The organism is Aureispira anguillae, assembly GCF_026000115.1.
Classification (GTDB): domain Bacteria; phylum Bacteroidota; class Bacteroidia; order Chitinophagales; family Saprospiraceae; genus Aureispira; species Aureispira anguillae.
Genome location: NZ_AP026867.1, coordinates 4,864,386 through 4,886,427, shown reverse-complemented (window position 1 = coordinate 4,886,427; position 22,042 = coordinate 4,864,386). Strand labels below are relative to the sequence as shown.

The following is a 22,042-nucleotide window of genomic DNA, read 5'->3' as shown; positions in this document are numbered from 1 at the left end:
CGATTATTTTTTGTCTAAATTAGAAAAGGAAGTAACTGTACTGATCTTCAGTTTTAAGATGCGTTGAGTAGAAGGCAATACTTTGAAGCGCTCATCGGCACGTTGCCCTATAATCCAGATGATTTGCTGATTATTATCACATAATAACCAAGTCGCATCTTTTTCAAAACGATTCATTTTGATGTCTTTAAAAAACTTGCTGAGCTTTTTTTTCTTGCCTTTCATTCCCAAAGGATAAAATACATCGCCATCTTTCCAGTGTCGTAACTGTAGTGGAAAAGCTAAAGAATCAAAATCTAGAAAGAGGGTTTGAGAATCTGTTTTTAAGACTTCTTGTTGCGGTAAAATCTCCCATTGGAGGTTTAGTGCTGCTCTTGTTAGCCTTCCTTTAGCGGTTTGGAAGGTAGAAATAGGAGATAATGGAGTCTGTTCTTTAACAATTGGACTAAGAATCCAGTGCGTCCGATCTCTGAGCAGATGGTGGCTTGGGCTGGTATAAATAGCGCCAGGCTCTTCTGCTCGTCGTTTATAAATATATTGAATCTTAGCAGTTTTGAAGCCATAAGGTGCCAATAGTTCATATAATAAACTTATAGGAGATGGAGATTGAATAAGCGCTTCAATATCAATCCATAATTTTCCTTGTTTATGATGGCTGATTTGTTGCCTAAGCTGATCAATTGCGTATTTATACAGCGTTTCAGTCTCTCTAAAACGCAAGAAATTTTCTTCAAATGTTTGTTCTAAATTTGGATTGATGCGTTGCAATTGGGGAACGACTAAATGTCGCAACGCATTGCGTGTGTATTTGATATTGCTGTTTGAGCTATCTTCTCGGTAAACCAGTTCAGCTTGCTCAACATAAGATTCGATCTCTGTTCTTGTGCTAAATAATAGTGGGCGGATAATCGCTCCATTTTTAGGTAGAATGCCATGTAAACCTCGAATTCCGCAACCCATGGTTAGGTTGATGAGCAAGGTTTCTATAGAATCATTGTGGTGATGAGCGACAGCAATGTATTGATAATTATTTGCTTGGCGTATTTTTTCTAGCCATTGATACCGCAAATCTCTTGCAGCAACTTGAATACTTTTTTTTGTTTCCGTTGCTTCTTTTTTTGTGTCAAAAGCAATGGAATAGAAGGGAACATTAAGTTGTTCAGCTAATGTTTTGACAAAGGCAGCATCTCCATCCGATTCCTCTCCTCGCAATTGAAAATTACAATGAGCAATGCCGAATTTTACGCCTGCTTTTTTACATAATTGTACCATAGTGATAGAGTCCATTCCACCGCTAACAGCTAGTAAAATTCTATCCCTAGAAAGCCTAAATAATTCTTGTTGTTGAATGTAGGTAATAAAGTTTGATAACATAGTATGCTTGATTCATGCAAAAGATAGGCTAAGATAATTAAAAAAACAAGTTTTTTGATCCATCCTACCGTGTATAAATTGGGGCAAATAAAAACAGGTTGAAGTAGAAATTGAATAGGGAGGTTTTAAATGAAAAAAAAGATAAGTGTGTCATCTATTTGATGATTTAGTGTTGTGGTTTAATGATAAAAGTTAAATTTTGTTGTTTTTTAGTAGAAAAAACACTATCTTTAGCTTTTATGTTAAAAAATATAAATAATTTTCTATATTTATAAATAATTAAATTAACGCTATATAAAAAGACTAAAACCATGATTTTAGATGAACCAAGACAGATTGAGTTATCATTTCGAGGAAATGGAGCGCAATTATTAGGAATTTATTTTGTCAATATGTTGCTTACAGGAATAACATTAGGAATTTATTATCCTTGGGCAAAAGCAAAGATAGCCCGTTATATGCATGGGGAGACAGAGCTGGAAGGAGAGCGATTTGTATTTCACGGGACAGGACAAGAAATGTTTATTGGTTTTATAAAAGCAGTTGGTATTGTATTTCTTTTTGGGCTTTTAGTGGGGGTATTATCAGCGTTGTTTGGAGAGGCAGGAGAGGTCTTAGGATCTATTTTAATGTTTGGCTTATTTATGGTTGGGACACCTTATGCTATTCATGGATCTATGCGGTATAGAACTTCTCGTACTTCTTGGAGGTCTGTTCATTGGGGCTATCGAGGAGATTTAAAAACGTTTGTGCAAAAATTTGTAATCGGTTGGCTTTTGACCATTGTAACTTTGGGAATATATGGTTCTTGGTATGCCGAAAACATCCGAAGTTATTTAGTAGATCATACTCGTTTTGGCAACATCGAATTTAGATACGAGGGAGATGGGCTAACGTATTTTTTAATGAACCTAAAGGGAATTATTTTAACAATTTTTACAGCAGGAATCTATTTCTTTTGGTACAATAAAGAGGTGTTTAATTATTTAATAGAAAACACTTCTGCTAGACATGAAGAAGAAGCAATTACATTTTATTCAGAAATGACAGGAGGAGCTTTGTTGCTTCATACTTTAACAAATATGTTATTAATTGTAGTTACTCTTGGAATTGGTTTTCCTTGGGTAATTGTTCGCAATTTGCGTTTTATTTATGCTAATATCACTATTGAAGGCAGCTTAAATGTAGAGCGATTGGTTGATACAGAAACAGCCTATAATGATGCGCTTGGAGAGGAATTAGGGGATGTGATGGAAGCAGCCTTTTAAGAGAAGGTCAATGTTGATTATTAAATTGCTTTTACAATAAAAATATCAAACTACTTCGGTTACCATGTACTGTTTGTACATTTTTCAAGATAATTTGTTTACGACTTGATTAACCCCAATTGTACGGTATAAGTTAATGATTTATCCCTGTATTAGATAGTTTGTATAAAGGAGACGACTGAAAGGTGGTCTCTTTTTTTGTTTAAGAAGAAGAGTTAGAATTGAACATCAGCACTGGGGATCCAAGAACGGATTTCTTCAATATGTGAGGGAGAAATAGGATTATTAAATAGATAAAGTCCTGTTAGGTTCGATAATTGGCTAATGCTTTTAGGAACTGTGGTAATTGAATTAGAAGGCATTTCCAATAAATTTAGACTAGATAGCTCTCCAATACTAGAAGGCAGAGTCGTAATTTTATTGTTTTGCAAATGCAATGCTTGTAAAAGCTTTAACTGTCCAATACTCTCAGGCAGTTGTTGGATGGCATTGTATTCGATTTTTAATAATTCTAAGTTAGACAATTGACCAATGCTTTCAGGTAGATTCTCTAAACTACCTTCTTTGATATACAATCGTTTTAAACCAGTCATTTGATGAATATTATCAGGAAGACTGGTGATGGATGTTTTGTTGAGTATTAACTCTTCAATTGTTGTATGTTGTGTTATAATATCGGGCAAGACGGTCATTTTTGCCATGGTCAAGTCCAATTTTTTTAAACTGGTTATCTGAACAAAATCAGTAGGTGTTTGGCTAATGTTTAGTCCCCCTAAGTCCAATATATATAGTTTGGTGAAACCAACAAACATAGGAATAGCAGCCGATAAATCAATACTGGTATGTCCCATGTACAACTCCTCTAAATTGAAAAGCTTGTCAAAGCTAGTTGGTAAACTAGAAATGGGGTTGCCATTAAAATTGAGTTTCCACATCGTAGACAATGCGCCAATATTATCTGGCAATTTTCGGATGTTGTTGTAAGCAACTTCTAAAATTTGTAATTCTGGCAAAGTGGTCAAGACCTCTGGTAAAGCACCAAATTTATTGTCTCGAATATCTAGAAGTTTTAAGTTTACCAATCGCTCCATTCCACGAGGGAAGGCTTCTATATTGTTGTATTGTAAGTAGACCTCTTCTAGATTTTTTAATTTACTAAAACTTTTGGGGAGCGATTCTAGTTGGTTTTTATTGGCTCTTAATATTTGCAGGTTTAGGCATTTTCCAATTCCTTCTGGCAAGGCAGTCAACTCATTACCATCAATATACAGTATTTGTAATTTGGTTAATTTTTGGATGTCTTTTAGTTCGTTAAGTCGTTGAGAACGAAGGTCTAAAATGTACACAAAGTCAGCATTCTCTATTGCTTCAGGTAGAGAGGTATAGGTTTGAGTTTGAGACAGTTCATCTGGACTCAGTAGATATTGAGCCAAGGAAGAGGTTGTTAAACTGTAAAAAAAAATTAGAAAATAAAAAAATCTCATTGAGTTGTGATTTGGTTACGTAGTGCCATTTATAGAGACAAATAATAATGTCTGCTAGAGTTGGTAGTAACATATAATCCTAAGAATTGTTCCAATTTTAATGGTGGGGCGCCCAAATAGATTATAAATTTACTAAAAATTGAATTGAGGAACAAATTGTGTTCAAACAAAAGTAAGTGTTTTGTTTCTTTTGTAGAGTATTTCTATATTTTTGTTCCATCACAAAATTGGAAATTATCAATTATGAATAAACAATTTGCACAAGATGTTAAGGATGGTTTGGGAGCTACTCAAAAATCTATTCCCTACATTTATTTTTATGATGAACGAGGTTCTTGGCTTTTTCAGCAGATTATGCAATTGCCAGAATATTATCTAACAGATTGCGAAATCTGTATATTAGAAACCTACAAAGATAAAATGTTGGAGTTTTTTGGGGCTCCAAAACAACGCTTTAATTTAATCGATCTGGGAGCAGGGGATGCTTCAAAAACGAAGAGTTTGTTGCAGCATTATTCTGAAAAAGGGGTAAATTTTACCTATACTCCTGTTGATTTATCAACCTCAATATTATCGGCTTTGTCAGAGAGTTTAGATGCAGCGTATCCCAATTTAAAACATCGAGCGATCAATAAAGATTATTGGGAAGCGATGGAGCAATTAAAGGAAGAAAATACGGATAAGAAGGAACGCAAAGTCGTTTTGTTTTTAGGTGCGAATATAGGTAATTTTACTTACGATGAGAGCGTTGAATTTTTGACCACGCTAAAGACGTATCTCAATCCAGGAGATTTAGTATTGGTGGGGTTTGATTTAAAAAAGCGCCCAGAAATTATTTACAAAGCCTATTTAGATTCTAAGGGAATTACAGCAGCTTTTAACCTAAATTTATTGCATAGAATCAATCAAGAGTTGGGGGCTAACTTTAAACCTAATTATTTTAGGTTTTATCCTTATTATAACCCACAAACAGGAGAATTGAGGAGTCACTTGGTGAGTCAAAAAGAACAATCTATACATATTGAGGCCCTTAATATGGAGGTGAAATTTGAGCAATGGGAAGCCATCCACACTGAAATTTCTAAAAAACATACCCTCAAAGAAATTGAAGATTTGGCTACAGCAGCAGGTTATACCGTAAAACAACATTTTTTGGATAATAAGGCTTATTTTGTAGATACCCTTCTAGAACTATAAAAATGTTATAGCAGTGCTAATAGTTCTTAAAAAAGGCTAAGGATTCAAATTATTATTTTAATATCAAGTTAAAAGATAAAATAAGAACCAACTATCTTTTTTTAAGAAGGAATAAAATAGCTACTTTGTGGATCATAAGATAAAACAAAGGCTATCTTTTGCATAAAACACTAGATTTTCTACCTTTGTATGTCCTAAAAATAGGTTTTAGGGCATAAAATACAAATTGAAATAAAAAATAGATGATTTAGGTATGGTCTAAAATGCCTTGATAATCAAAATCTAACCTTACATAGAATCACAACAATCTAAAAAATCGGAATGAAAGCATTTAATAGACTCAGTAATATTACTGGATGGTTAATGTTTGCAGTAGCAGCAACAGTTTACATGCTTACTGCAGAGCCTACATCGAGTTTGTGGGATTGTGGAGAGTTTATTTCCGCAGCATATAAATTAGAGGTAGTACATCCTCCAGGAGCACCACTATTTTTGATGATTGGTCGTATGTTTGGCTGGGTTGCTACGTTAATTTCTGATGATCCTTCAACCATCGCTTATTCTCTGAATGTTATGTCAGGAATCTGTACGGCGTTTTTGGTCATGTTTGTTTGTCTTTCCACGATTATGCTGAGTAAGTTAGCGATGGTAGGGCGATATAGTGAGCCAGAAGCAGGAGGTCAAACTTTAGCTATTTTAGGTTCAGGAGTTGTGGCAGGTTTAGCAACAACTTTTGCTACATCGGTTTGGTTTTCAGCCGTAGAAGGAGAGGTGTATGCGATGTCTTCTGGCTTTACGGGATTAGTGATGTGGTCTGCTATAAAATGGTATGTATCCGACCATCCGAAAGCGGATAGATGGCTAATTTTTATTGCTTATATGATGGGGCTATCAATTGGTGTCCATTTGTTGAGTTTGTTGGCATTCCCATTTTTAGGGGTCTTATTTTATTACAAGAAAAAAGAACTAGAAGAAGAAAATACCACCTTTACTTGGAAAGGAGCCTTTATCGGTTTCTTAGGTGGTTTTGGAGCTTTGGTAGCCGTTCAATATTTTATCATTCCTCGTTTGCCTCAAATGGCTGCTGCTGTTGACTTTATGTTTGTTAATAGCCTAGGAATGGGCTTAGGTACAGGAGTGTTGTTTTTTATTTTGGCTTTATTTGGTGGTATTGTTGCTTTGTTGCGCTATGCACATCAAAAAAACAACTATTACCTACATTTAGGAACGATGATGTTTGCTATGATTCTCATTGGGTTTTCTTCTTATGGGATGGTTGTTGTTCGTGCCAATGCACAGGCGGCGATTAATATGAATAATCCTAGTGATCCTTATAGTATGTTGTCTTATCTGAATCGTGAGCAATATGGTACTCGTCCTATTTTGTACGGACCACACTTCGCTTCTGAACGAGATGGAACATACAATAAAGACAAAGATGTTTGGAGACCAGTAGAAAAGAATGGCAAGACGGTTTATGATATTGTAGATGAAAAAATCGAAGTGGGATACAAATCTAGTGACATGATGTTTTTCCCACGTTTGGGACATTTTGATCGTTCTAGAGAGTATATGAACTGGATGACCTTGGGGCCTTCAGGGAAACCTTCGATGGGAAATAATATAGGGTTTTTCTTCCAATACCAGTTGGGGTATATGTATTGGCGTTATTTTGCTTGGAACTTTATTGGCAGACAAAATGCATTACAAGGAACAGATGGAAAAACACTTAAAGGGAACTGGTTGTCAGGAATTGCTCCGCTAGATGCCATGAGGTTGCATAGCCAGTCGAACCTGCCTAAATATATTAAAAATGACAAGTCTAGAAATACCTATTATTTCTTGCCCTTTATTTTTGGCTTAATTGGCTTGCTTTTTCATATATCTAAACGCCCTAGGGAAGCTGCGGCATTGGGTGTTTTGTTCTTGATGACAGGAGTGGCAATTATTGTATTTACCAACCAACCACCAAGAGAACCTAGAGAACGAGATTATGTAATTGTTGGTTCTATCTTTACCTTCTGTATGTGGATGGGAATGGCTGTACCGTATATTTACGAGCGATTGAGCGAAAAGATGGGCGGCATGGGTGCTGCTGGTCTGGCAACTGTATTGACGCTTGTTGCACCTGTTATTATGGGGTATGAAAACTGGGACGATCATTCTCGTGCTGATCAATATGGTGCTAGAGATTATGCGATTAACTTCTTGGAGTCCTGTGCTCCAAATGCGATTATCTTTACCTACGGTGATAATGATACTTATCCTTTATGGTATGCGCAAGAAGTAGAAAATATTCGCCCTGATGTTCGAGTGATTAACTTTAGTTTATTGGCAGTAGATTGGTATATCGATCAGTTACGCCGTAAAATTAATGAATCGCCGAAAGTAGAAATGACCATACCTAAGGAGGCTTATAGAGGAAAATTGAGAAACTATTTGCCTTTCCAAATTGCAAAAGGAGATAAATACATCAATTTGCATGATGTGATCAAATTTGTAGGATCTACACCTCGTAACATGAATCCTCAAATGCAGCAACAGTATGCAAGTTATATTCCTGCTAGAAATGTTTATTTACCAGTTGATAAACAAAAAGCAATTGCTAATGGTGCGATTAATGAAAGTATCCCTGATTCAATGATTTTGCCTGAGGTTAAGTTCCAACTTAAGAAAGGGCAGTTTATGATGAAGGATGAAATTGCTTTGATGGATATTATTTCAACCAATGCTAAGAGAGGTTGGGAGCGTCCGATTTACTTTGCCGTAACTTGTCGCCCAGAGAAAATCATGGGGCTTAAAGATTATTTGATGTTGGAAGGAATGGCCTTGCGTATTGTACCTTACAAAACACCAAGCCCTGCTCAAACAGCTATTTTGATGGGAGGCGTAGATACGGATTTGATGTATAAAAATATGGTAGGAACGGAAGAACATGAGGCGAAGTTTAAATGGGGGAATTTTGACAAACAGGATTTCTTTATCAACGAAAGTTATATGCCTTCTGTTCACAGTTTGCAATATGCATTTATTCGTTTGACAGATGCCTTGATTAGAAAGGGAGATAAAGAAGAGGCTGAAAAGACAGTGGATAAATTCTTTGAATCGTTCCCACACATGAATTTCCCTTATGAACAAAGTCGGATGTCTTTGCAAGGAATTCGATTCTACTTGGCGGATTTGAAAGCAGAAGAAAAGGCTCAAAAACACATGGACATCTTAGCGGATGCATTGATTGATAGAATGTCTTTTTATGCAACATTGGCTAGTTCGTCTGACCGAGAGGCATTTGGTAGAGATATACAAGAGTGTACTGGAATGATGCAACAATTGATGCAATTTGCAAGCATGAGCACTGATGAAGCGTATAAAAAGGCATTGATTGAGCGTTTGCAGCCTTATGCTCCAGCGCCACAAGCTCCGCCTACTAACTTGACTCCATCACAACAATAACATAGATTTTACAAGAATAAAAAGAGGACTCCAAATGGTATATTTGGGGTCTTTTTTTGTTTAGGTCGTTCTTTATTTGGAATTAAAAGGGCTTTGAGAGTGGACCAATAGAGGCAAGAAATAGCAGATAACCGTATTAGGAACCACTTTTTTGCCCTGAAATGTTAACTAAAACAAGAAGAATGGCAAATTATTCGCTTTTTTTTAAGAAATTTGCAGTTCTAAAATAAAAAATAGAGTATGACATTACAAGAGCGTTTAGCTTTATTGGTGAAATTGGGAGCGTATTTGCAAGAAGATACTGAGGAACGGCAGTTGGCGATTGCCTATACAGAACGTTATAATCGTTGGCTGACCAAAGCTAATTCTTTGAAAGCATTGGAGAGTTTTGCCACTACTTTTTTAGCGCCTCAACAATTAGAAGCTTGGGTAGCCAATTATCCTTTATTAAAAGAAACTACCACAGCCCAAAAAGTTGGCTTAGTCTTGGCTGGCAATATTCCTGCGGTAGGATTTCACGATGTAATGGCAACCTTTGTTGCAGGGCATCAGGCAATCATCAAATACTCTGATAAAGATCAACACCTTATTCCATACATGGTTGCTTACTTGATTCAAGAGGATGAGCGTTGTGCCGATTATTTTGTAAGGGTTCCAATGTTGAAGAATTTTGATGCCGTTATTGCAACAGGGAGCAATAACTCAGCGATGTATTTTGAGCAGTACTTTGGGAAGTATCCCAACATTATTCGAAAAAATAGAAATTCTATTGCTGTATTGGACGGAAGTGAAACGGATGAAGAGTTATTGGCTTTAGGAGTCGATATTTTTAGATATTTTGGTTTAGGGTGTCGCTCGATTTCGAAACTATATGTACCAGAAGGTTATGATTTTCCTCGTTTATTGGGGCTAATGGATAATTATAAAGACATTATGGATCATAACAAATATAAAAACAACTACGACTATAATCGCTCTATTTATTTACTAAATAAGGTGCCTCATTTGGCAAATGATTGTTTGATGGTGGTAGAGCATGAAAGTTTGTTGTCTCGAATTTCGTCTATACATTTTGAGTATTATCAAGGGGTAGAAGATTTGGAAGCAAAGTTGAACGATAAGGAGCCCGAAATACAATGCATTGCAAGCAAAATGAACCTTCCACAAAAAAATACGGTTAATTTAGGGCAGGCGCAATCCCCTAAGTTAATGGATTATGCAGATGGAGTGGATACCTTGCAATTTTTAATAGAATTATAAAGGAAGTTCAGAACAGGAATAAGGATAGGAGGCGCTCTACTATTTTTAGAGTAGCTTTATGCTGACCATTTGAACAACCACAAAGAAATATATTACGTCATTACCAATTGGCTATTTTCCAGTCTTAGTTAGCGGATAAAAAGGCTAACTTTTAGGTACAAAACGTTGAATGAATGATTATTTATCTAACTCGTAGAGAGAGTTTTAATGCCGCCCATCAATTGTGGGTACATGAGTGGTCTGAGGAAAAAAACTTTAGAGTATTTGGCAAATGTGCCAATAAAAATTTCCACGGGCACAATTATGATCTAATGGTGACCATTAAGGGAAAACCAGATCCTGTTACAGGGTTTATTATGGATGCCAAAAAATTGAGCAAAATTATCAAAACGGAAGTTTGTGATATTTTGGATCATAGTAATTTAAATGTAGATCCTAATTTTTTGCCAGCGGGAACTCCTCCAACAACTGAAAATTTAGCCTATTATATTTGGAAGCAAATAGAGCCGCATTTGGATTCGAATTGCAGAATGCATTGCATCAAGCTTTATGAAACACGCAATATTTGGGCTGAATACTATGGCGAAGAAGATTTTTAGACTATTTAGTATTGACTAAGTATAAATAGAGCAATAGGAAACCTTAGATAGAATTGTCCTTATTGCTCTATTTCTGTTTAGTTTTGTCGATCGCCAAAATCTTCTTCTTGTTTTATTTTTATGCGTCTAAAAAACAAATAAATGAGTAAGACGATTGATAGGAGAGCGATGAAAGCATAAATCGAAAAAAACAGTAGTTCAATCATTAGCGTTTTAGTTTTACAGCGGTACCATAAGCCAAAATTTCAGAAGCACCTTGCATAACCGTTGCAGTTGTCAAACGAACATTGATAACGGCGTCGGCTCCCAATCTTTTAGCATCCTCTTCCATTCGTTGTAGCGCTTGTTCTCTCGCCTGAGCTTGCAATTTGGTATATTCTTCTATTTCACCACCAATAATACTTTTTAGTCCAGCGAGGAAATCTCGTCCGACATTTCTAGAACGGACTGTACTGCCTCTAGCAATTCCTAAAATGGTAACAATTTCTTGATCTGGTATTGATTCTGTGGTTGTAATGAACATAATTGAGAAGTTTGTTTAAGGATGATGAATGATAAATATTCGATGAAAGTGCTATTCCAATGATTGACCTATTTGTTTACAATGGAGTATTGGCCATTGGACTGAATTTTAAGGTTAGGTAATTGTTGGTGTGTTTCAAAATAATTAAAAATAGGGACTAAATTTTTCCAAAAAATGCTTGATGGCGTTGCTTTTGAAGCTAATTCCTCTATTTCTTTAGAAGGAAAAATATGTACTTGAATATTGGATTGCCCTAATTCTTTAGCCATTGAGGCAAGCGCATACAATTCTTCTATTTTTGAATTGGTAATCGGGATGCAACCCACACTAGCGCAGCCACCATGTATAAATATATCACTACCTGGTTGTTGAGGATGCCCCAGTATGCGATCCGAAGCATTAGGATAATTGATGCCTAAGGACAAATGGAAGGCACTGTTGGGATTAAAACGATCAATCCAGTAACAACCTTCTGGAATCTGTAAGTCGCCCTCTTTTCGTTTGGGACCTAAGTTTCCAGAAGTAGTACAAAAATCATAGGTTCGAATCTTTTTGAACTGGGTAGCGCTTTTATTTTTAGCCCACAATTCTAGCACTTTTTCCTTCTTGAAGGCTCGTAAGAATAATTCAAAGTTTTTAGCATCTAGTTGATGTTGTTCTAATAAACGCAAAGGAGGTGCTTGGTGGCTTTGGGGAGCGGACGATATTCCGCAACTTCCCAAAAATAAAAAAAGAAAACATAAAGCATTTAGACGTTTCATAAGGCAATGATTGGTAGACGAGTACTGCTTGTTTAAATGACTGTAATGAGCAGGAGTACAATCGCAAAGACAAAAAAGCAACCAGCCAAAATTTTATATCTAATTACCTCATCTTCTTTGAGGCGTTTGATTTTAGAAGCAACAGCTTTTTTTTGACGCAAAGAAATTTTCTTTAGACGAAATTTTTTTTGGTATCCTCTAGAATGCTCATTGTCGTCAAAAATACTGTGTCTACTATTTCTACCTTGAGTTGCTATTTTTAACATCACTGATCCTTGCCCTCCTAACATAATTGATATAAGTTTAAAGTTAAAAAATAAAATATAGGTCTTTTGTCAAGCCCTAATTAACATTAGTTCGGTGAAAAAAACTTATTAGGTTGATTTATAGGTGTTGATGGAGTAAAGTGTTTTTCTACAAATGCCTAAAAATCAAAAAATACCGAACTATTAATTAAAAAATACAAAAACAAACAAGAGTGCTACTCCCAAAAGCACCATCAGGGATGCTATAGAAAGGGAATCTTGTTTTTGGGGACGATTTTCCATTGGAAGAGTGTCTATTTTTTCCTTTGGAGGATTCCCCGTAAGATAATTTAGCTTCTCTTGACGTAGCGTTTCATTTTTAGGTTTCATCTGATACGCTATGATCGCTGGTCTTGTGAAATTTATAATTATCATAGTAAAGCTATTTTGTTTGATTGTTTTACTATACAACTGCTGAATGTTGATAATTAGTTCCCTGAGCGCATACTTTTTAATAAAAAGACAAAAAAAACCTTCAATTCTTTCTAAATAAGAATTGAAGGTTTAAGGAGAGAAAAAGCAAAACAACTATTTTTTCTTAGCCGCTTTTTCAGCCTCTTTTTTCTTTTTAGCAGCAGCCTTGGCAGCGGCTTTTTCAGCCTTAGCCTTGGCTTTAGCAGCAGCTTTTTCAGCTTTTGCCTTGGCTTTAGCGGCAGCCTTTTCAGCCTTTTGTTTTTGCTTCAGTGCTTTTAGTTCTGCCTTTAACTCCGCTTTAGTTTTTTCTTTGGTGACCTGCTCGTTAACAGGAGGAGTATCAACAACTGGATTTTCCTCAATAGCATCTTCTACGACATCTTCTACAGCTTGAGTTTCTTTAGCTATACTAACGGGATCAGAAATTGTATAAGGAAACTTTTTGGGATTGGCACAAACAGGTTGAGCAGCAATGGCAAAGGTATTTCGATCAACATCGCCAAGAATAAGATCCCCAATACTTTTGATTTGGTTGGGAGTCATGCATTGATTTTTGACACCATTGGTAGCTACATCCAAACGTTTATCCGTTGCTGTTTGGCTTATTGTTTCTTTTAGAGCAATAAATGCCTCTTTTTCCATTGGTAGACAATTAAAATCAGTAGGGGTGTGGGTAACGCTACGTTTTGTTTTCATTTGACGTTGCCCATTGCGAACCACAATTTCTTTAATCAATGTTGTTTTTTCTTCTACAATACTTTTGGTTCCATCCGCATTGGTCGTTTCAATGTATTTGTTAATAATGGTTGTACCTTCTTTTTGTTCAGGTTGAGGAGCAGGATTAGTAGGGGCAGTTGTTGCTGTGGCTCCATCTTGCAAATCGCTAGCAGAACCACTAAATTTTCCAGCTCGTTTGCTTTCAGGATCATCATTACGGGTGCCATGCACACGACTAATTTCTGTAGCCGTTTCGACCATATCTTCGGTCATATCATTGGCACTTTTAAGCCCATTCACCTCAACCCCTGTTTGATTGTATGCCAAAACGGTTTGTTTGGTGTTGAGGGTTTGTACCTGTTCTTTAGCCACAGAGCTATACTGTTTTAGTTTCCACGAACGACCATCTGCCTCTATCATATAGGATGTTTCTTTGTTGCCCAATACTCTAATATTAGATTTAAATGCCTTTCGGTTAGCATCTTTAAAAAGTATCGTAACCCAATAATCTCCTTCTGGAATGTCTGTGATTTTTACATTGGTATTGGCATCTTTATTCTGAAACTTATTGTCCAGCCCTAAATGAAATGCAGTACCATCTGTTGCAAAAATAACACAATTACCTTCTTGGGCTGCTAATAAAAAAGGAAGGCTCAATAGTAAAAAAGTATACCGTAGATTTTTGAAATTCATGCTTGTTTATATTTAATGGAGTAGAAAAAATGCTTGTTGATTCTTACTAAGGAAATCAATGTACTACTAATTTAAGAAATGATGATTTAAGTTGTGTATCTCAGGTTGTGTATACAAAAATAAAGATTTTAAAATTCACAAAACACACATCAGCTAAAAAAATGAATAAATCTAGTAAGAAGCTTACAAAAGTGCTAGATACTTCTAAACCAAGTAGCATACAGTGGATTTCTACAATTCTAACAAGCATTAAAATCATTGTACCATGATCTTCAAAATTTAGACCTATTTTTTGTGCATTAAGTTAAAACGTTTCTTCGGTTGGCATTTTTACCAGCATAGAACTGATAATTGAAAGCATACAATAGGCAAAAAAGAAATAGAGACCAATTGATATATTACTATAAGTACCGACACCTGCTTGTAAGTTGCCGAAGGCTAAAAAACCTAGAAAAATAGCAACCACAAAAACATCGGCCATTGACCATTTGCTGAGATTAAGAACAATATTTTTAAACCATTTCTTGGCTTCAATTTGAGGGCGAAATACAAAATAAACCATCAAGCAAGTTTTGAGCAATGGGAAGATCACACTAAACAATAAAATGCTAAATCCAACTAAGAAGTTATTTTGATTAAATAGCAACTGAATTAATTGAGCAATGGATTTGCTTTGATAATAAAAGTAAATGTCTCCTTCAAACTTCTTTTGTACGGTTAAATCAATGGTAAAACCTAACACATTTTTTTGAATGGGAATTGTTCCCAAATCTAAATCTCGTTCAATGGCTCCAATTTCTAACATAGGTGTGAACAAGCCTGTATACAAACAAATAATGGAGAGCGATAATAATGTGATGAGTACAACCATAGGAGGTTTCTTGTAAATATAGATAGCACTCATAATTAATGAATAAATTAGTAGGCTAATTAAAAGACCAAAGACCCTCCATTGAATGGCACGTTCTGCTGTTTGAATGGTTGTTGTTAGTTCGTTGTGTTTTTCTTTCTGTTTATCAGAGCTGCCAAAATATAAATTGACGTCTATTTGACCATCTTTATAATTAAATCCGTCGGCATTATGTTCTTCTAGGGGCTCCCATTCCTCTGGATTAAAGAACCTATTTTTGTAACTTAATTCTGCTGCAAGTTGTTCTTTAGCCTTTTTGTAAACGGCGTTTTCCTGAATTAAAAAACTACTCAGAATAAAACTGACGATTAAGAAAATAAGACTGATTAAGATAGGAATCGTTTTTTTGGGCATAAGGATAAGCTGATTTAGTGGTTAATAAATTAAAAAACTTAAAACGTTGCAATTCTTTTTTTAGTGGCTAAGTTAGCGCTATTTTTATGTGGTTAGAAAATAAAAATTGGTATAAGTTGATAAAAACGAATCAATTAAAAATAGCGAAACTTCTTTTTTAGACACAACTTTTTGCTTAACTTCAATCAACCAACCCACTTGTTTTGGAGTTAGTAGAATTTACTTTGGCAAGAATATTGACTTTTTTGGCAAAAATGACCCCCTAATTGATTCTCAAAAATAAGATATTAGGAACACCAATTAAATTATAGAACTAAAAACTATACGATTATGGATTTAATGAATATGTTTCAGCAACAAATGACAGGAGCTGTAGTAAATCAAATAGCTCAAAAAGTGGGTTTAGGCGGAAACGAACAACAAACTTCTCAAGCTGCTCAAAATATCTTTTCGACTTTGATGGGAGCTGTTAGCAAAAATGCAGCTACTCCTCAGGGAGCCGAAGCTCTTAATAAAGCATTAGACAATGATCATGATGGTGGAATCATGGATAATTTGATGAGTTTTTTGAGCCCTGGTCCAACTGAGAATGTGAGCGAAAGAGCTACCAATGGTAGTGGAATTTTGAAGCACATGTTGGGAAACAAAGAGCAAGGAATTGTTCAAGGTTTGAGCAAAATGAATAATATGAGCCCTGATGCAACTCAGTCAATGATGCAAACCATTGCACCAATGGTTATGGGAATGTTGGGACAAGCCAAACAAAAACAAGGATTTGATGCTTCAAGTATTACTCAGTTTTTGGGTGGTCAGCAACAACCTCAAAGTAATAATCAATTGAGTGGTCTTATGTCGATGCTAGATAGCGATGGAGATGGCAATATTATGGATGACATAGGAGGGATGTTAGGAGGAATGTTTGGTAAATAAGCAATTCTACTTACTTAATGATAATGAGCAATGGATTTGTACAAATCCATTGCTCATATTTTTTTAGGCTTCGGAATTCATACCTTGGATTAAGCGTCTAGACATATTGACAAAGTTACGTTCAGAGATTACACCAATCAATTCTTTCCCTTTTACTACGGGAAGTACTTTTAGGTTATGCTCTTTCATTAATTTAATAACTTCTACAATACGCATTTGTTGCGTTACGGTACGAGGTTCAGTATACATAATGTCGCCTACTGTTGTATCCTGATTGTCTTTTCCTTTATGGGCAAAGAATTTTAAAATTTGCTTAGAGGTAATTAGCCCAATCAAATTGCCTTTTTCATCCTCAACAGGCATCGAAGAAATATCTCCCCAGTCCATTAAAGAAGAAGCAAACTCTAATAAATCATCTCGTTGTAAGGTGAAAATATCTGTGGTCATAAATTCCTCTACCAATAACTGCGAAGGATCATATTGATGAAACTCATCAAGTTTTGGCAATGGCCATTCATGCGCAGGTTTGCTTTGTTTTTGGTTGTTATAAATAGCAGCCGTCAAAGAAGTCAAACTCTCATCACTATGCGTTTCTTTCTGAAATTGGGTGTAAGCCTGTAAAATCCATCTAGAACCATTCATGTGGCGCTTGGCTCGTTCCTCTATGATACCTAGATAACGATCAATATCAGAAGAGTCGATATTGTACTTTTGTAGTCCATGACGAGCAATCGGTAAAAGTACCTCTTTGGTTAAATCACGAGCAGATATTTTTTGATTGTTGAGCCAAGTAAATTTACAATCCATTCCAGCACGAGCCCCCTTCATGAAATTATCACGGGCATCATCAAAACTCATGTATTTACGAATGTCGTCAAACTGATCTGCAATACCTTCCATTGTGCCCAGCCAAAAAGCTGTATTCGCCATTTCATCTAAAACGGTTGGTCCAGCTCCCAAGACTCTATTTTCAATTCTCAGGTGTGGTTTGCCATTAGGGCTGATTCCATAACAGGGACGATTCCAACGATAGACTGTTCCGTTATGTACCTGCAAAGCCTGTAATTTGGGTGCTTTGCCAGCTTGGATAGCTTCCAGTGAATTCTTTTCAATTTCAGCCCCTAGCAAGATTCTATATCTTAGAATATCTTCTTTGTAAATTTCTAAAATAGATTTGTCTAACCATTTGTTGCCAAAATTAACCCTTGCGCTTTTGTGGCGTAAATGATCCTTTGTTTTTCTATTGTCAATAGATTGGGCAAATAAGGCAATGCGGGTTTCATGCCACAAACGCTTGCCAAATAAGATTGGAGAGTTGGTACAAAGTGCCAAAGTTGGTCCTGTAATGGCTTGAGCAATATTGTACATCTTGACAAAGTTTTGAGGTGCAACCTGTAAATGTACCTGAAAACTAGTATTGCAAGCCTCCAGTAGTGGAGAGTCGTGCAAAATATTTAATTCATCAATCCCACTTAATCTAAGCTCATAGTCAGAGCCTCTCAGCGTTTTTAATGCTGTCATAAGGGCATGATAGCGTGGTTTAGGGGTTAGTTGGTCTAAGCTAAGATCAAATTTTCGTAGTGAAGGCAGAATGCCTGTTAATAAGATTCTTGTGTCATGCTTGGCGGCAACTTCGCTTACCTGAGACAGATAGTTTCTAAGCTCTGCCTCCATTTTACTCAATGCATTTCCTTCAAACACTTGTGGACTCAAATTAAGCTCAAGGTTAAATTTTGCCAATTCTGTTGTTAACCACTCTGGGTGAAAATCTTTTAGGATATCCATTGCTTTGTAAGCTGGTTTGTAGTGCTTGTTAATCAAGCACATCTCTTGCTCCGCCCCGATACATTTAATATCATCTTCAAACCAATTGTTTTCAAGCATAAATTCAAATGCTTCAACGTCATTAAGTAATTGACGTACAAAGTTTCGCATTTCGTCTTTTCCTTGAGACGAAGCTAATTTAACGCGTTCTTCTCCCATTTGTAGTATTTTTTAGGTCGTTCGAATAGAGGATTTGTCTGATGGACATATTGACAATATGTAGTACAACTACTAATGATGGAATAAAACATTAGATGAATGAATTATTTATCTGTTTTGGCGATAGGATAGAGGTGTTTTTAGACAGATAAAAAATTTATTGTAAAAATAATTGCAATGATGTCTGGTAACTCTGTTTTGTTTTTTTACGAAATTGTCTAAAAATAGGGTGTTTTGATCGTGAGTTTTCTATAATTAAACAACTTCTATGTTAAATGAAATTTATTTTTTGTTGATTGTTCTCAGAATAAAATTGATAACGGATAGTGTTTAAAGATAGTCCCTAAGTTCCTCTTTTAACCTATTGTAAGCTTTTATTTTTTGTTCTATAATTGATGCTTCAGATTCAGGAGGACAAATTTCTATAGGGGGATCAAAAGGGCTAGATATTACTTCTATTGTAATTTTGTCTCCTAATCGTAATGTTTCTTGGTTCCACCTTAGGTGCTCTCTAGTTTTAGAATCTAAGCCTGTAACATTAAAATGCAATTCTTGTTCCTTGCTTCCCGATCTTCGGATAACATCTGCAATACATGTAATAACAGCATTTCCTTCCAGTCCTGCACGGCAGATCACTTTGTTATTGCGTTTTATTTCAAAACCATATACGTCTATATTGTTCATTTTTGCCCTTTAGTACTTGTCCTGAACAATACAATTTTTGAGCATCAGGCAGCTGTATTTTGTTATGTAAAGTTCTTAGTTTAATAAATAGTTGTAAATTTTACAGCTTACTAAAGCTAAAAACTAATCTGTAATAACTGAAATATAAAGGATATAAATTTAGAGACTAAGACAGAATTGGTGAAAAAAAAGTGCTGATTAGGCTTTATTTCTTTGTGGTTAAACTGTATTCGATTGATTGTCAATAAGTTGTGTTTGTTGCTTATTTTTATTTATCTTGTTGATAATCAGTTTAATACGTAGTGTTTTTTTGTGTTTTTGATAAAAAGTGCCAATGGAGCCAAACGATTAATGTCCATTTTTAAATTTATAATGAATAAATTTAAAAATGGACATTAGATTGGTACAAGAAGGGAGGGGGTATTTTATTTATTCTTTTTCATCCAATACCAAAAATGTTGTTCGACGGTTTTGTTGATGTTCCTCATCAGAGCAGTCAGAACATTTACAATTAATAGCAAGAGAACTTTCGCCATAACCTTTGGACGTTAATCGATCTGGATTAATACCATTTTGGATAAGGTATTGAACAGCGGCATCGGCTCGTCGTTGAGATAATTTTTCGTTATAACTTGTTTTTCCTTGACAATCTGTATGAGATGAAAGTTGAATGTTTATCGTAGGATTACGTTTTAAGATTGTAACCAAAGCATTTAAAGTAGGTTTGGCATCTTCTCGAATAAAGTGCTTATCCAAGTCATAGTATATGTTCTCCAACACAATTTCTTGATTGGTAAATATTTTCTCCATAATTAGTTCTACACTTAAAGTAGTGTCTGGATGAGCTTCATTGAGTACAATACCTTTGGTTGTAAGGGTGATGAGTTGCGTAAAATAGCCAGGTTTAGTAGCTTTGAATGAATAATCGGTTGCGGTATCTAATTGAAGATAAAACGTCCCATCAACATCTGAGCCAACGGTAAAAGCCGTATCTAAGGTGTTAACTTGAATAGAGGCACCCATCAAATTAGCATAAGAAGCAACACCACTGTTGGGATTTCCCTTTTCTTTGAATACCTTTTCCTTTACCAAACCATTCAGATTAATAGCCAAAAGGATTGTTGGGCTATCAACTAGGGCAGGGGTATCCGCTGGAGGAGGAAGTTGTTGCTGAAATTGGTAAATATCATCACTTCCTTTTCCTCCTATTCTGTTGGAACTAAAATAACCTTGTTGAACCATATCAGGAGCCAAGGGATTTAAAAAATCAATAATAAAACCAAAATCATCTCCACCAGAATTGATAGGAGCTTCTAAATTGATAGGATTTTGCCACTTATGGGCAGCTTTTGTTACTTTAAAAATATCTAAGCCTCCCATACCAATATGACCATCAGAAGAAAAGTAGAGGGTATCGTTGTTCAGAAAGGGAAAGACCTCATTGCCATCGGAATTGATTTTGTTGCCCATATTTAGAGGTTCAGACCATTTTGCTTCATCGTCATCACCTATTTTGATGGAATAATATAAATCATAGCCGCCAAATCCTTCTGCCTTGTTACAGGCAAAGACAAGCATTTTTCCATCGTCAGAAAGGGTAGGGTGAATGTAGTTATTGGCATTGTCACCCAGATCAATAGCTTGGGGAGCAGACCAACCACTGCTGTTTTTTCTACTAAACATGATTTGGCAATAATCTACAGCAATTTTTTCTTCACTGCCACACTGTGTAAAAAACACCATATTTTTATCGGCACTAAAACACAAAGCCCCTTGATGAAAAGATTGGTTGAAGGGAGCTTCAAAACGTTCTACGGTTTCAGCTTTTGTATCTAAAAGATAAAGGTCAAAAAATTTCTCTCCAGTCCATTTATAGTTTTCTTTACCTTCACTTTGTGCACGATCAGAAGTAATCAATAATTGATGGGCTTCATAAAGAACAGGGCTAAAATCAGTTGCTTCATTATTGGTGGCTAAGGATTGAACCTGATAGAGATTTTTGTCTGAATCTGCCAACCATTGCTTGGCTTTTTGGCAAGCAATCATTTCTTCTTGATAAAGTCTAACATCACCAGCATAACGACCTGCATTTTGAAAAGCACGCCGAGCTTCGTCATAATCTTGTAGTTGTTGCAACATACGAGCATGCTTAAGGTCAGTATCTTTTCCATAGCGTTGCGTTTGGGCTCTTTTGTACCAATCTGCTGCTGCTTGCGTTTGATGGGTCCGTCGATAAGACTCTCCAAGCATATAAGCTGTTTCGCCTTTTACTTGTATATCCTTGGCTTTGTCAAATTCTTCTTTTAGCATTGGAATAGCAACCTGAAACTGTTTGCGAGCATAAGCGGTTTTACCATCTTTGATGCGTTCTGTATAAGTACAAGCTGTAATGTTGACTATAAAAATAGCGACGAATCCTATTATAAATTGCTTCATTTATTTATGATTATGAATTCTAAATGATGAATAGAATAAAAAATCTATTGCATATAATTTACAATCCTTAATTTATAATTTGTTTTTCATAATTTCCCCCAACTGTTGTGCCGAACTATCATTAGATTGCAATAAACCATCTGAAATAGTTTGCCGTTCTTGTTCCGTTTTGTTCTGGCTGAGTTTTTCTTTGCCCTCTAAGGTTTTTATCTCAATTCGAAAGGCAACCATTCCTTTCAACAATCGTTTTTTATAAGCATCGTCTAATTTTTTCCATTGGACTTGGAAATCTTTTTCGAATACTTCGATTGTTTTTTCTAAAACGGCAATAGCTTGGTTATTTGTTGGTAATAGTTCTGCTTGACCATATACATGAACAGCAATATAATTCCAAGTAGGTACATTTTCCTCCTTTTCATAAAAACTAGGTGAAATGTAAGCATGGGGTTCTTGAAAAATAACAAGCGGCTGAGTTTCTTCTAATAACTGCCACTGAGGATTTGCTTTGGCCATATGCCCTAGCAAATACCATTGATCTCCTTCCTGTTCCAATATAAACGGAAGGTGAGTAGCAATAGGATGGTTATTGGATGAAGTAATTAAGGTAGCAAAAGGATATTGACGGATATAGGCTCTTATTTGAGCTTCGTCTTCTAGTTTGAATTTGGATGGTATATACATATCTAAAAATAAGGAC

18 protein-coding genes are annotated in these 22,042 nt (G+C 35.7%); 6 read left to right on the top strand and 12 right to left on the bottom strand.

What is annotated here, in order from left to right:
* Positions 1-3: 3 nt before the first annotated feature.
* Entirely contained in the window at positions 4-1,374 is a 1,371-nt protein-coding gene (tilS, locus tag AsAng_RS19125) for a tRNA lysidine(34) synthetase TilS (RefSeq protein ID WP_264788697.1), read from the bottom strand.
* A 311-nt stretch (positions 1,375-1,685) separates the two neighbouring features.
* Between tilS and AsAng_RS19120 the strand changes: the two genes are divergently transcribed.
* Entirely contained in the window at positions 1,686-2,642 is a 957-nt protein-coding gene (locus tag AsAng_RS19120; RefSeq protein WP_264788696.1) for a YjgN family protein, read from the top strand.
* 215 nt (positions 2,643-2,857) lie between these two features.
* On the opposite strand, the gene AsAng_RS19115 is transcribed toward AsAng_RS19120, so the two are convergent.
* Positions 2,858-4,126 carry a leucine-rich repeat domain-containing protein gene (locus AsAng_RS19115; protein WP_264788695.1) on the bottom strand — a complete coding sequence of 423 codons (1,269 nt, stop codon included), beginning with the start codon at positions 4,124-4,126 and terminating at the stop codon, positions 2,858-2,860.
* Between the two features lie 243 nt (positions 4,127-4,369).
* On the opposite strand from AsAng_RS19115, the gene egtD reads away from it, so the two are divergent.
* The 4 genes from egtD (at position 4,370) to AsAng_RS19095 (ending at position 10,635) form a co-directional block, all read left to right on the top strand.
* Entirely contained in the window at positions 4,370-5,323 is a 954-nt protein-coding gene (gene egtD, locus AsAng_RS19110; RefSeq protein WP_264788694.1) for an L-histidine N(alpha)-methyltransferase, read from the top strand.
* A 321-nt stretch (positions 5,324-5,644) separates the two neighbouring features.
* A complete protein-coding gene (locus AsAng_RS19105; RefSeq protein WP_264788693.1) occupies positions 5,645-8,776 on the top strand; it encodes a DUF2723 domain-containing protein in 3,132 nt (1,043 codons plus the stop codon).
* A gap of 240 nt (positions 8,777-9,016) precedes the next feature.
* Complete coding sequence (locus AsAng_RS19100) at positions 9,017-10,036, top strand: acyl-CoA reductase (protein ID WP_264788692.1); 1,020 nt, start codon at positions 9,017-9,019, stop codon at positions 10,034-10,036.
* Between the two features lie 173 nt (positions 10,037-10,209).
* Positions 10,210-10,635 carry a 6-pyruvoyl trahydropterin synthase family protein gene (locus tag AsAng_RS19095; RefSeq protein WP_264788691.1) on the top strand — a complete coding sequence of 142 codons (426 nt, stop codon included), beginning with the start codon at positions 10,210-10,212 and terminating at the stop codon, positions 10,633-10,635.
* 205 nt (positions 10,636-10,840) lie between these two features.
* On the opposite strand, the gene AsAng_RS19090 is transcribed toward AsAng_RS19095, so the two are convergent.
* The 6 genes from AsAng_RS19090 to AsAng_RS19065 all read right to left on the bottom strand — a co-directional run bounded on the left by AsAng_RS19090 (position 10,841) and on the right by AsAng_RS19065 (position 15,312).
* On the bottom strand, positions 10,841-11,158 hold the full coding sequence (locus AsAng_RS19090) for a YbjQ family protein (protein WP_264788690.1): 318 nt from the start codon (positions 11,156-11,158) through the stop codon (positions 10,841-10,843).
* 68 nt (positions 11,159-11,226) lie between these two features.
* Complete coding sequence (locus AsAng_RS19085) at positions 11,227-11,919, bottom strand: L,D-transpeptidase family protein (protein WP_264788689.1); 693 nt, start codon at positions 11,917-11,919, stop codon at positions 11,227-11,229.
* A gap of 32 nt (positions 11,920-11,951) precedes the next feature.
* Entirely contained in the window at positions 11,952-12,209 is a 258-nt protein-coding gene (locus AsAng_RS19080) for a hypothetical protein (protein ID WP_264788688.1), read from the bottom strand.
* Between the two features lie 159 nt (positions 12,210-12,368).
* Positions 12,369-12,599 carry a hypothetical protein gene (locus tag AsAng_RS19075; protein WP_264788687.1) on the bottom strand — a complete coding sequence of 77 codons (231 nt, stop codon included), beginning with the start codon at positions 12,597-12,599 and terminating at the stop codon, positions 12,369-12,371.
* Between the two features lie 153 nt (positions 12,600-12,752).
* Complete coding sequence (locus tag AsAng_RS19070; RefSeq protein WP_264788686.1) at positions 12,753-14,048, bottom strand: hypothetical protein; 1,296 nt, start codon at positions 14,046-14,048, stop codon at positions 12,753-12,755.
* Between the two features lie 304 nt (positions 14,049-14,352).
* On the bottom strand, positions 14,353-15,312 hold the full coding sequence (locus AsAng_RS19065) for a paraquat-inducible protein A (RefSeq protein WP_264788685.1): 960 nt from the start codon (positions 15,310-15,312) through the stop codon (positions 14,353-14,355).
* Between the two features lie 330 nt (positions 15,313-15,642).
* Here AsAng_RS19065 and AsAng_RS19060 point away from each other — a divergent pair, with 330 nt between their 5' ends.
* The gene (locus AsAng_RS19060; protein ID WP_264788684.1) at positions 15,643-16,242 is read left to right on the top strand and encodes a DUF937 domain-containing protein; all 600 of its coding nucleotides are present in this window, start codon (positions 15,643-15,645) and stop codon (positions 16,240-16,242) included.
* Between the two features lie 63 nt (positions 16,243-16,305).
* On the opposite strand, the gene AsAng_RS19055 is transcribed toward AsAng_RS19060, so the two are convergent.
* From AsAng_RS19055 to AsAng_RS19040, 4 genes are all read right to left on the bottom strand, one after another.
* Positions 16,306-18,225: a CBS domain-containing protein gene (locus tag AsAng_RS19055; RefSeq protein WP_264788683.1), complete on the bottom strand. Its 1,920-nt coding sequence runs from the start codon at positions 18,223-18,225 to the stop codon at positions 16,306-16,308.
* 330 nt (positions 18,226-18,555) lie between these two features.
* Positions 18,556-18,909, bottom strand: coding sequence for a hypothetical protein (locus tag AsAng_RS19050; protein ID WP_264788682.1), 354 nt, complete (start codon positions 18,907-18,909; stop codon positions 18,556-18,558).
* A gap of 429 nt (positions 18,910-19,338) precedes the next feature.
* Positions 19,339-21,345, bottom strand: coding sequence for an OmpA family protein (locus tag AsAng_RS19045; RefSeq protein ID WP_264788681.1), 2,007 nt, complete (start codon positions 21,343-21,345; stop codon positions 19,339-19,341).
* Positions 21,346-21,417: 72 nt separating this feature from the next.
* Positions 21,418-22,026: an FMN-binding negative transcriptional regulator gene (locus tag AsAng_RS19040; protein WP_264788680.1), complete on the bottom strand. Its 609-nt coding sequence runs from the start codon at positions 22,024-22,026 to the stop codon at positions 21,418-21,420.
* Between the last annotated feature and the right edge of the window lie 16 nt (positions 22,027-22,042).

Excerpts from the sequence above, each read along its gene's own strand:
- AsAng_RS19050 (WP_264788682.1), bottom strand. The coding sequence starts at position 18,909 with ATGAACAATATAGACGTATATGGTTTTGAAATAAAACGCAATAACAAA.
- AsAng_RS19105 (WP_264788693.1), top strand. The coding sequence starts at position 5,645 with ATGAAAGCATTTAATAGACTCAGTAATATTACTGGATGGTTAATGTTT.
- AsAng_RS19080 (WP_264788688.1), bottom strand. The coding sequence starts at position 12,209 with ATGTTAGGAGGGCAAGGATCAGTGATGTTAAAAATAGCAACTCAAGGT.
- AsAng_RS19065 (WP_264788685.1), bottom strand. The coding sequence starts at position 15,312 with ATGCCCAAAAAAACGATTCCTATCTTAATCAGTCTTATTTTCTTAATC.
- AsAng_RS19085 (WP_264788689.1), bottom strand. The coding sequence starts at position 11,919 with ATGAAACGTCTAAATGCTTTATGTTTTCTTTTTTTATTTTTGGGAAGT.
- AsAng_RS19095 (WP_264788691.1), top strand. The coding sequence starts at position 10,210 with ATGATTATTTATCTAACTCGTAGAGAGAGTTTTAATGCCGCCCATCAA.
- AsAng_RS19055 (WP_264788683.1), bottom strand. The coding sequence starts at position 18,225 with ATGGGAGAAGAACGCGTTAAATTAGCTTCGTCTCAAGGAAAAGACGAA.
- AsAng_RS19040 (WP_264788680.1), bottom strand. The coding sequence starts at position 22,026 with ATGTATATACCATCCAAATTCAAACTAGAAGACGAAGCTCAAATAAGA.
- AsAng_RS19060 (WP_264788684.1), top strand. The coding sequence starts at position 15,643 with ATGGATTTAATGAATATGTTTCAGCAACAAATGACAGGAGCTGTAGTA.
- AsAng_RS19120 (WP_264788696.1), top strand. The coding sequence starts at position 1,686 with ATGATTTTAGATGAACCAAGACAGATTGAGTTATCATTTCGAGGAAAT.
- AsAng_RS19045 (WP_264788681.1), bottom strand. The coding sequence starts at position 21,345 with ATGAAGCAATTTATAATAGGATTCGTCGCTATTTTTATAGTCAACATT.
- AsAng_RS19090 (WP_264788690.1), bottom strand. The coding sequence starts at position 11,158 with ATGTTCATTACAACCACAGAATCAATACCAGATCAAGAAATTGTTACC.
- egtD (WP_264788694.1), top strand. The coding sequence starts at position 4,370 with ATGAATAAACAATTTGCACAAGATGTTAAGGATGGTTTGGGAGCTACT.
- tilS (WP_264788697.1), bottom strand. The coding sequence starts at position 1,374 with ATGTTATCAAACTTTATTACCTACATTCAACAACAAGAATTATTTAGG.
- AsAng_RS19070 (WP_264788686.1), bottom strand. The coding sequence starts at position 14,048 with ATGAATTTCAAAAATCTACGGTATACTTTTTTACTATTGAGCCTTCCT.
- AsAng_RS19100 (WP_264788692.1), top strand. The coding sequence starts at position 9,017 with ATGACATTACAAGAGCGTTTAGCTTTATTGGTGAAATTGGGAGCGTAT.
- AsAng_RS19075 (WP_264788687.1), bottom strand. The coding sequence starts at position 12,599 with ATGATAATTATAAATTTCACAAGACCAGCGATCATAGCGTATCAGATG.
- AsAng_RS19115 (WP_264788695.1), bottom strand. The coding sequence starts at position 4,126 with ATGAGATTTTTTTATTTTCTAATTTTTTTTTACAGTTTAACAACCTCT.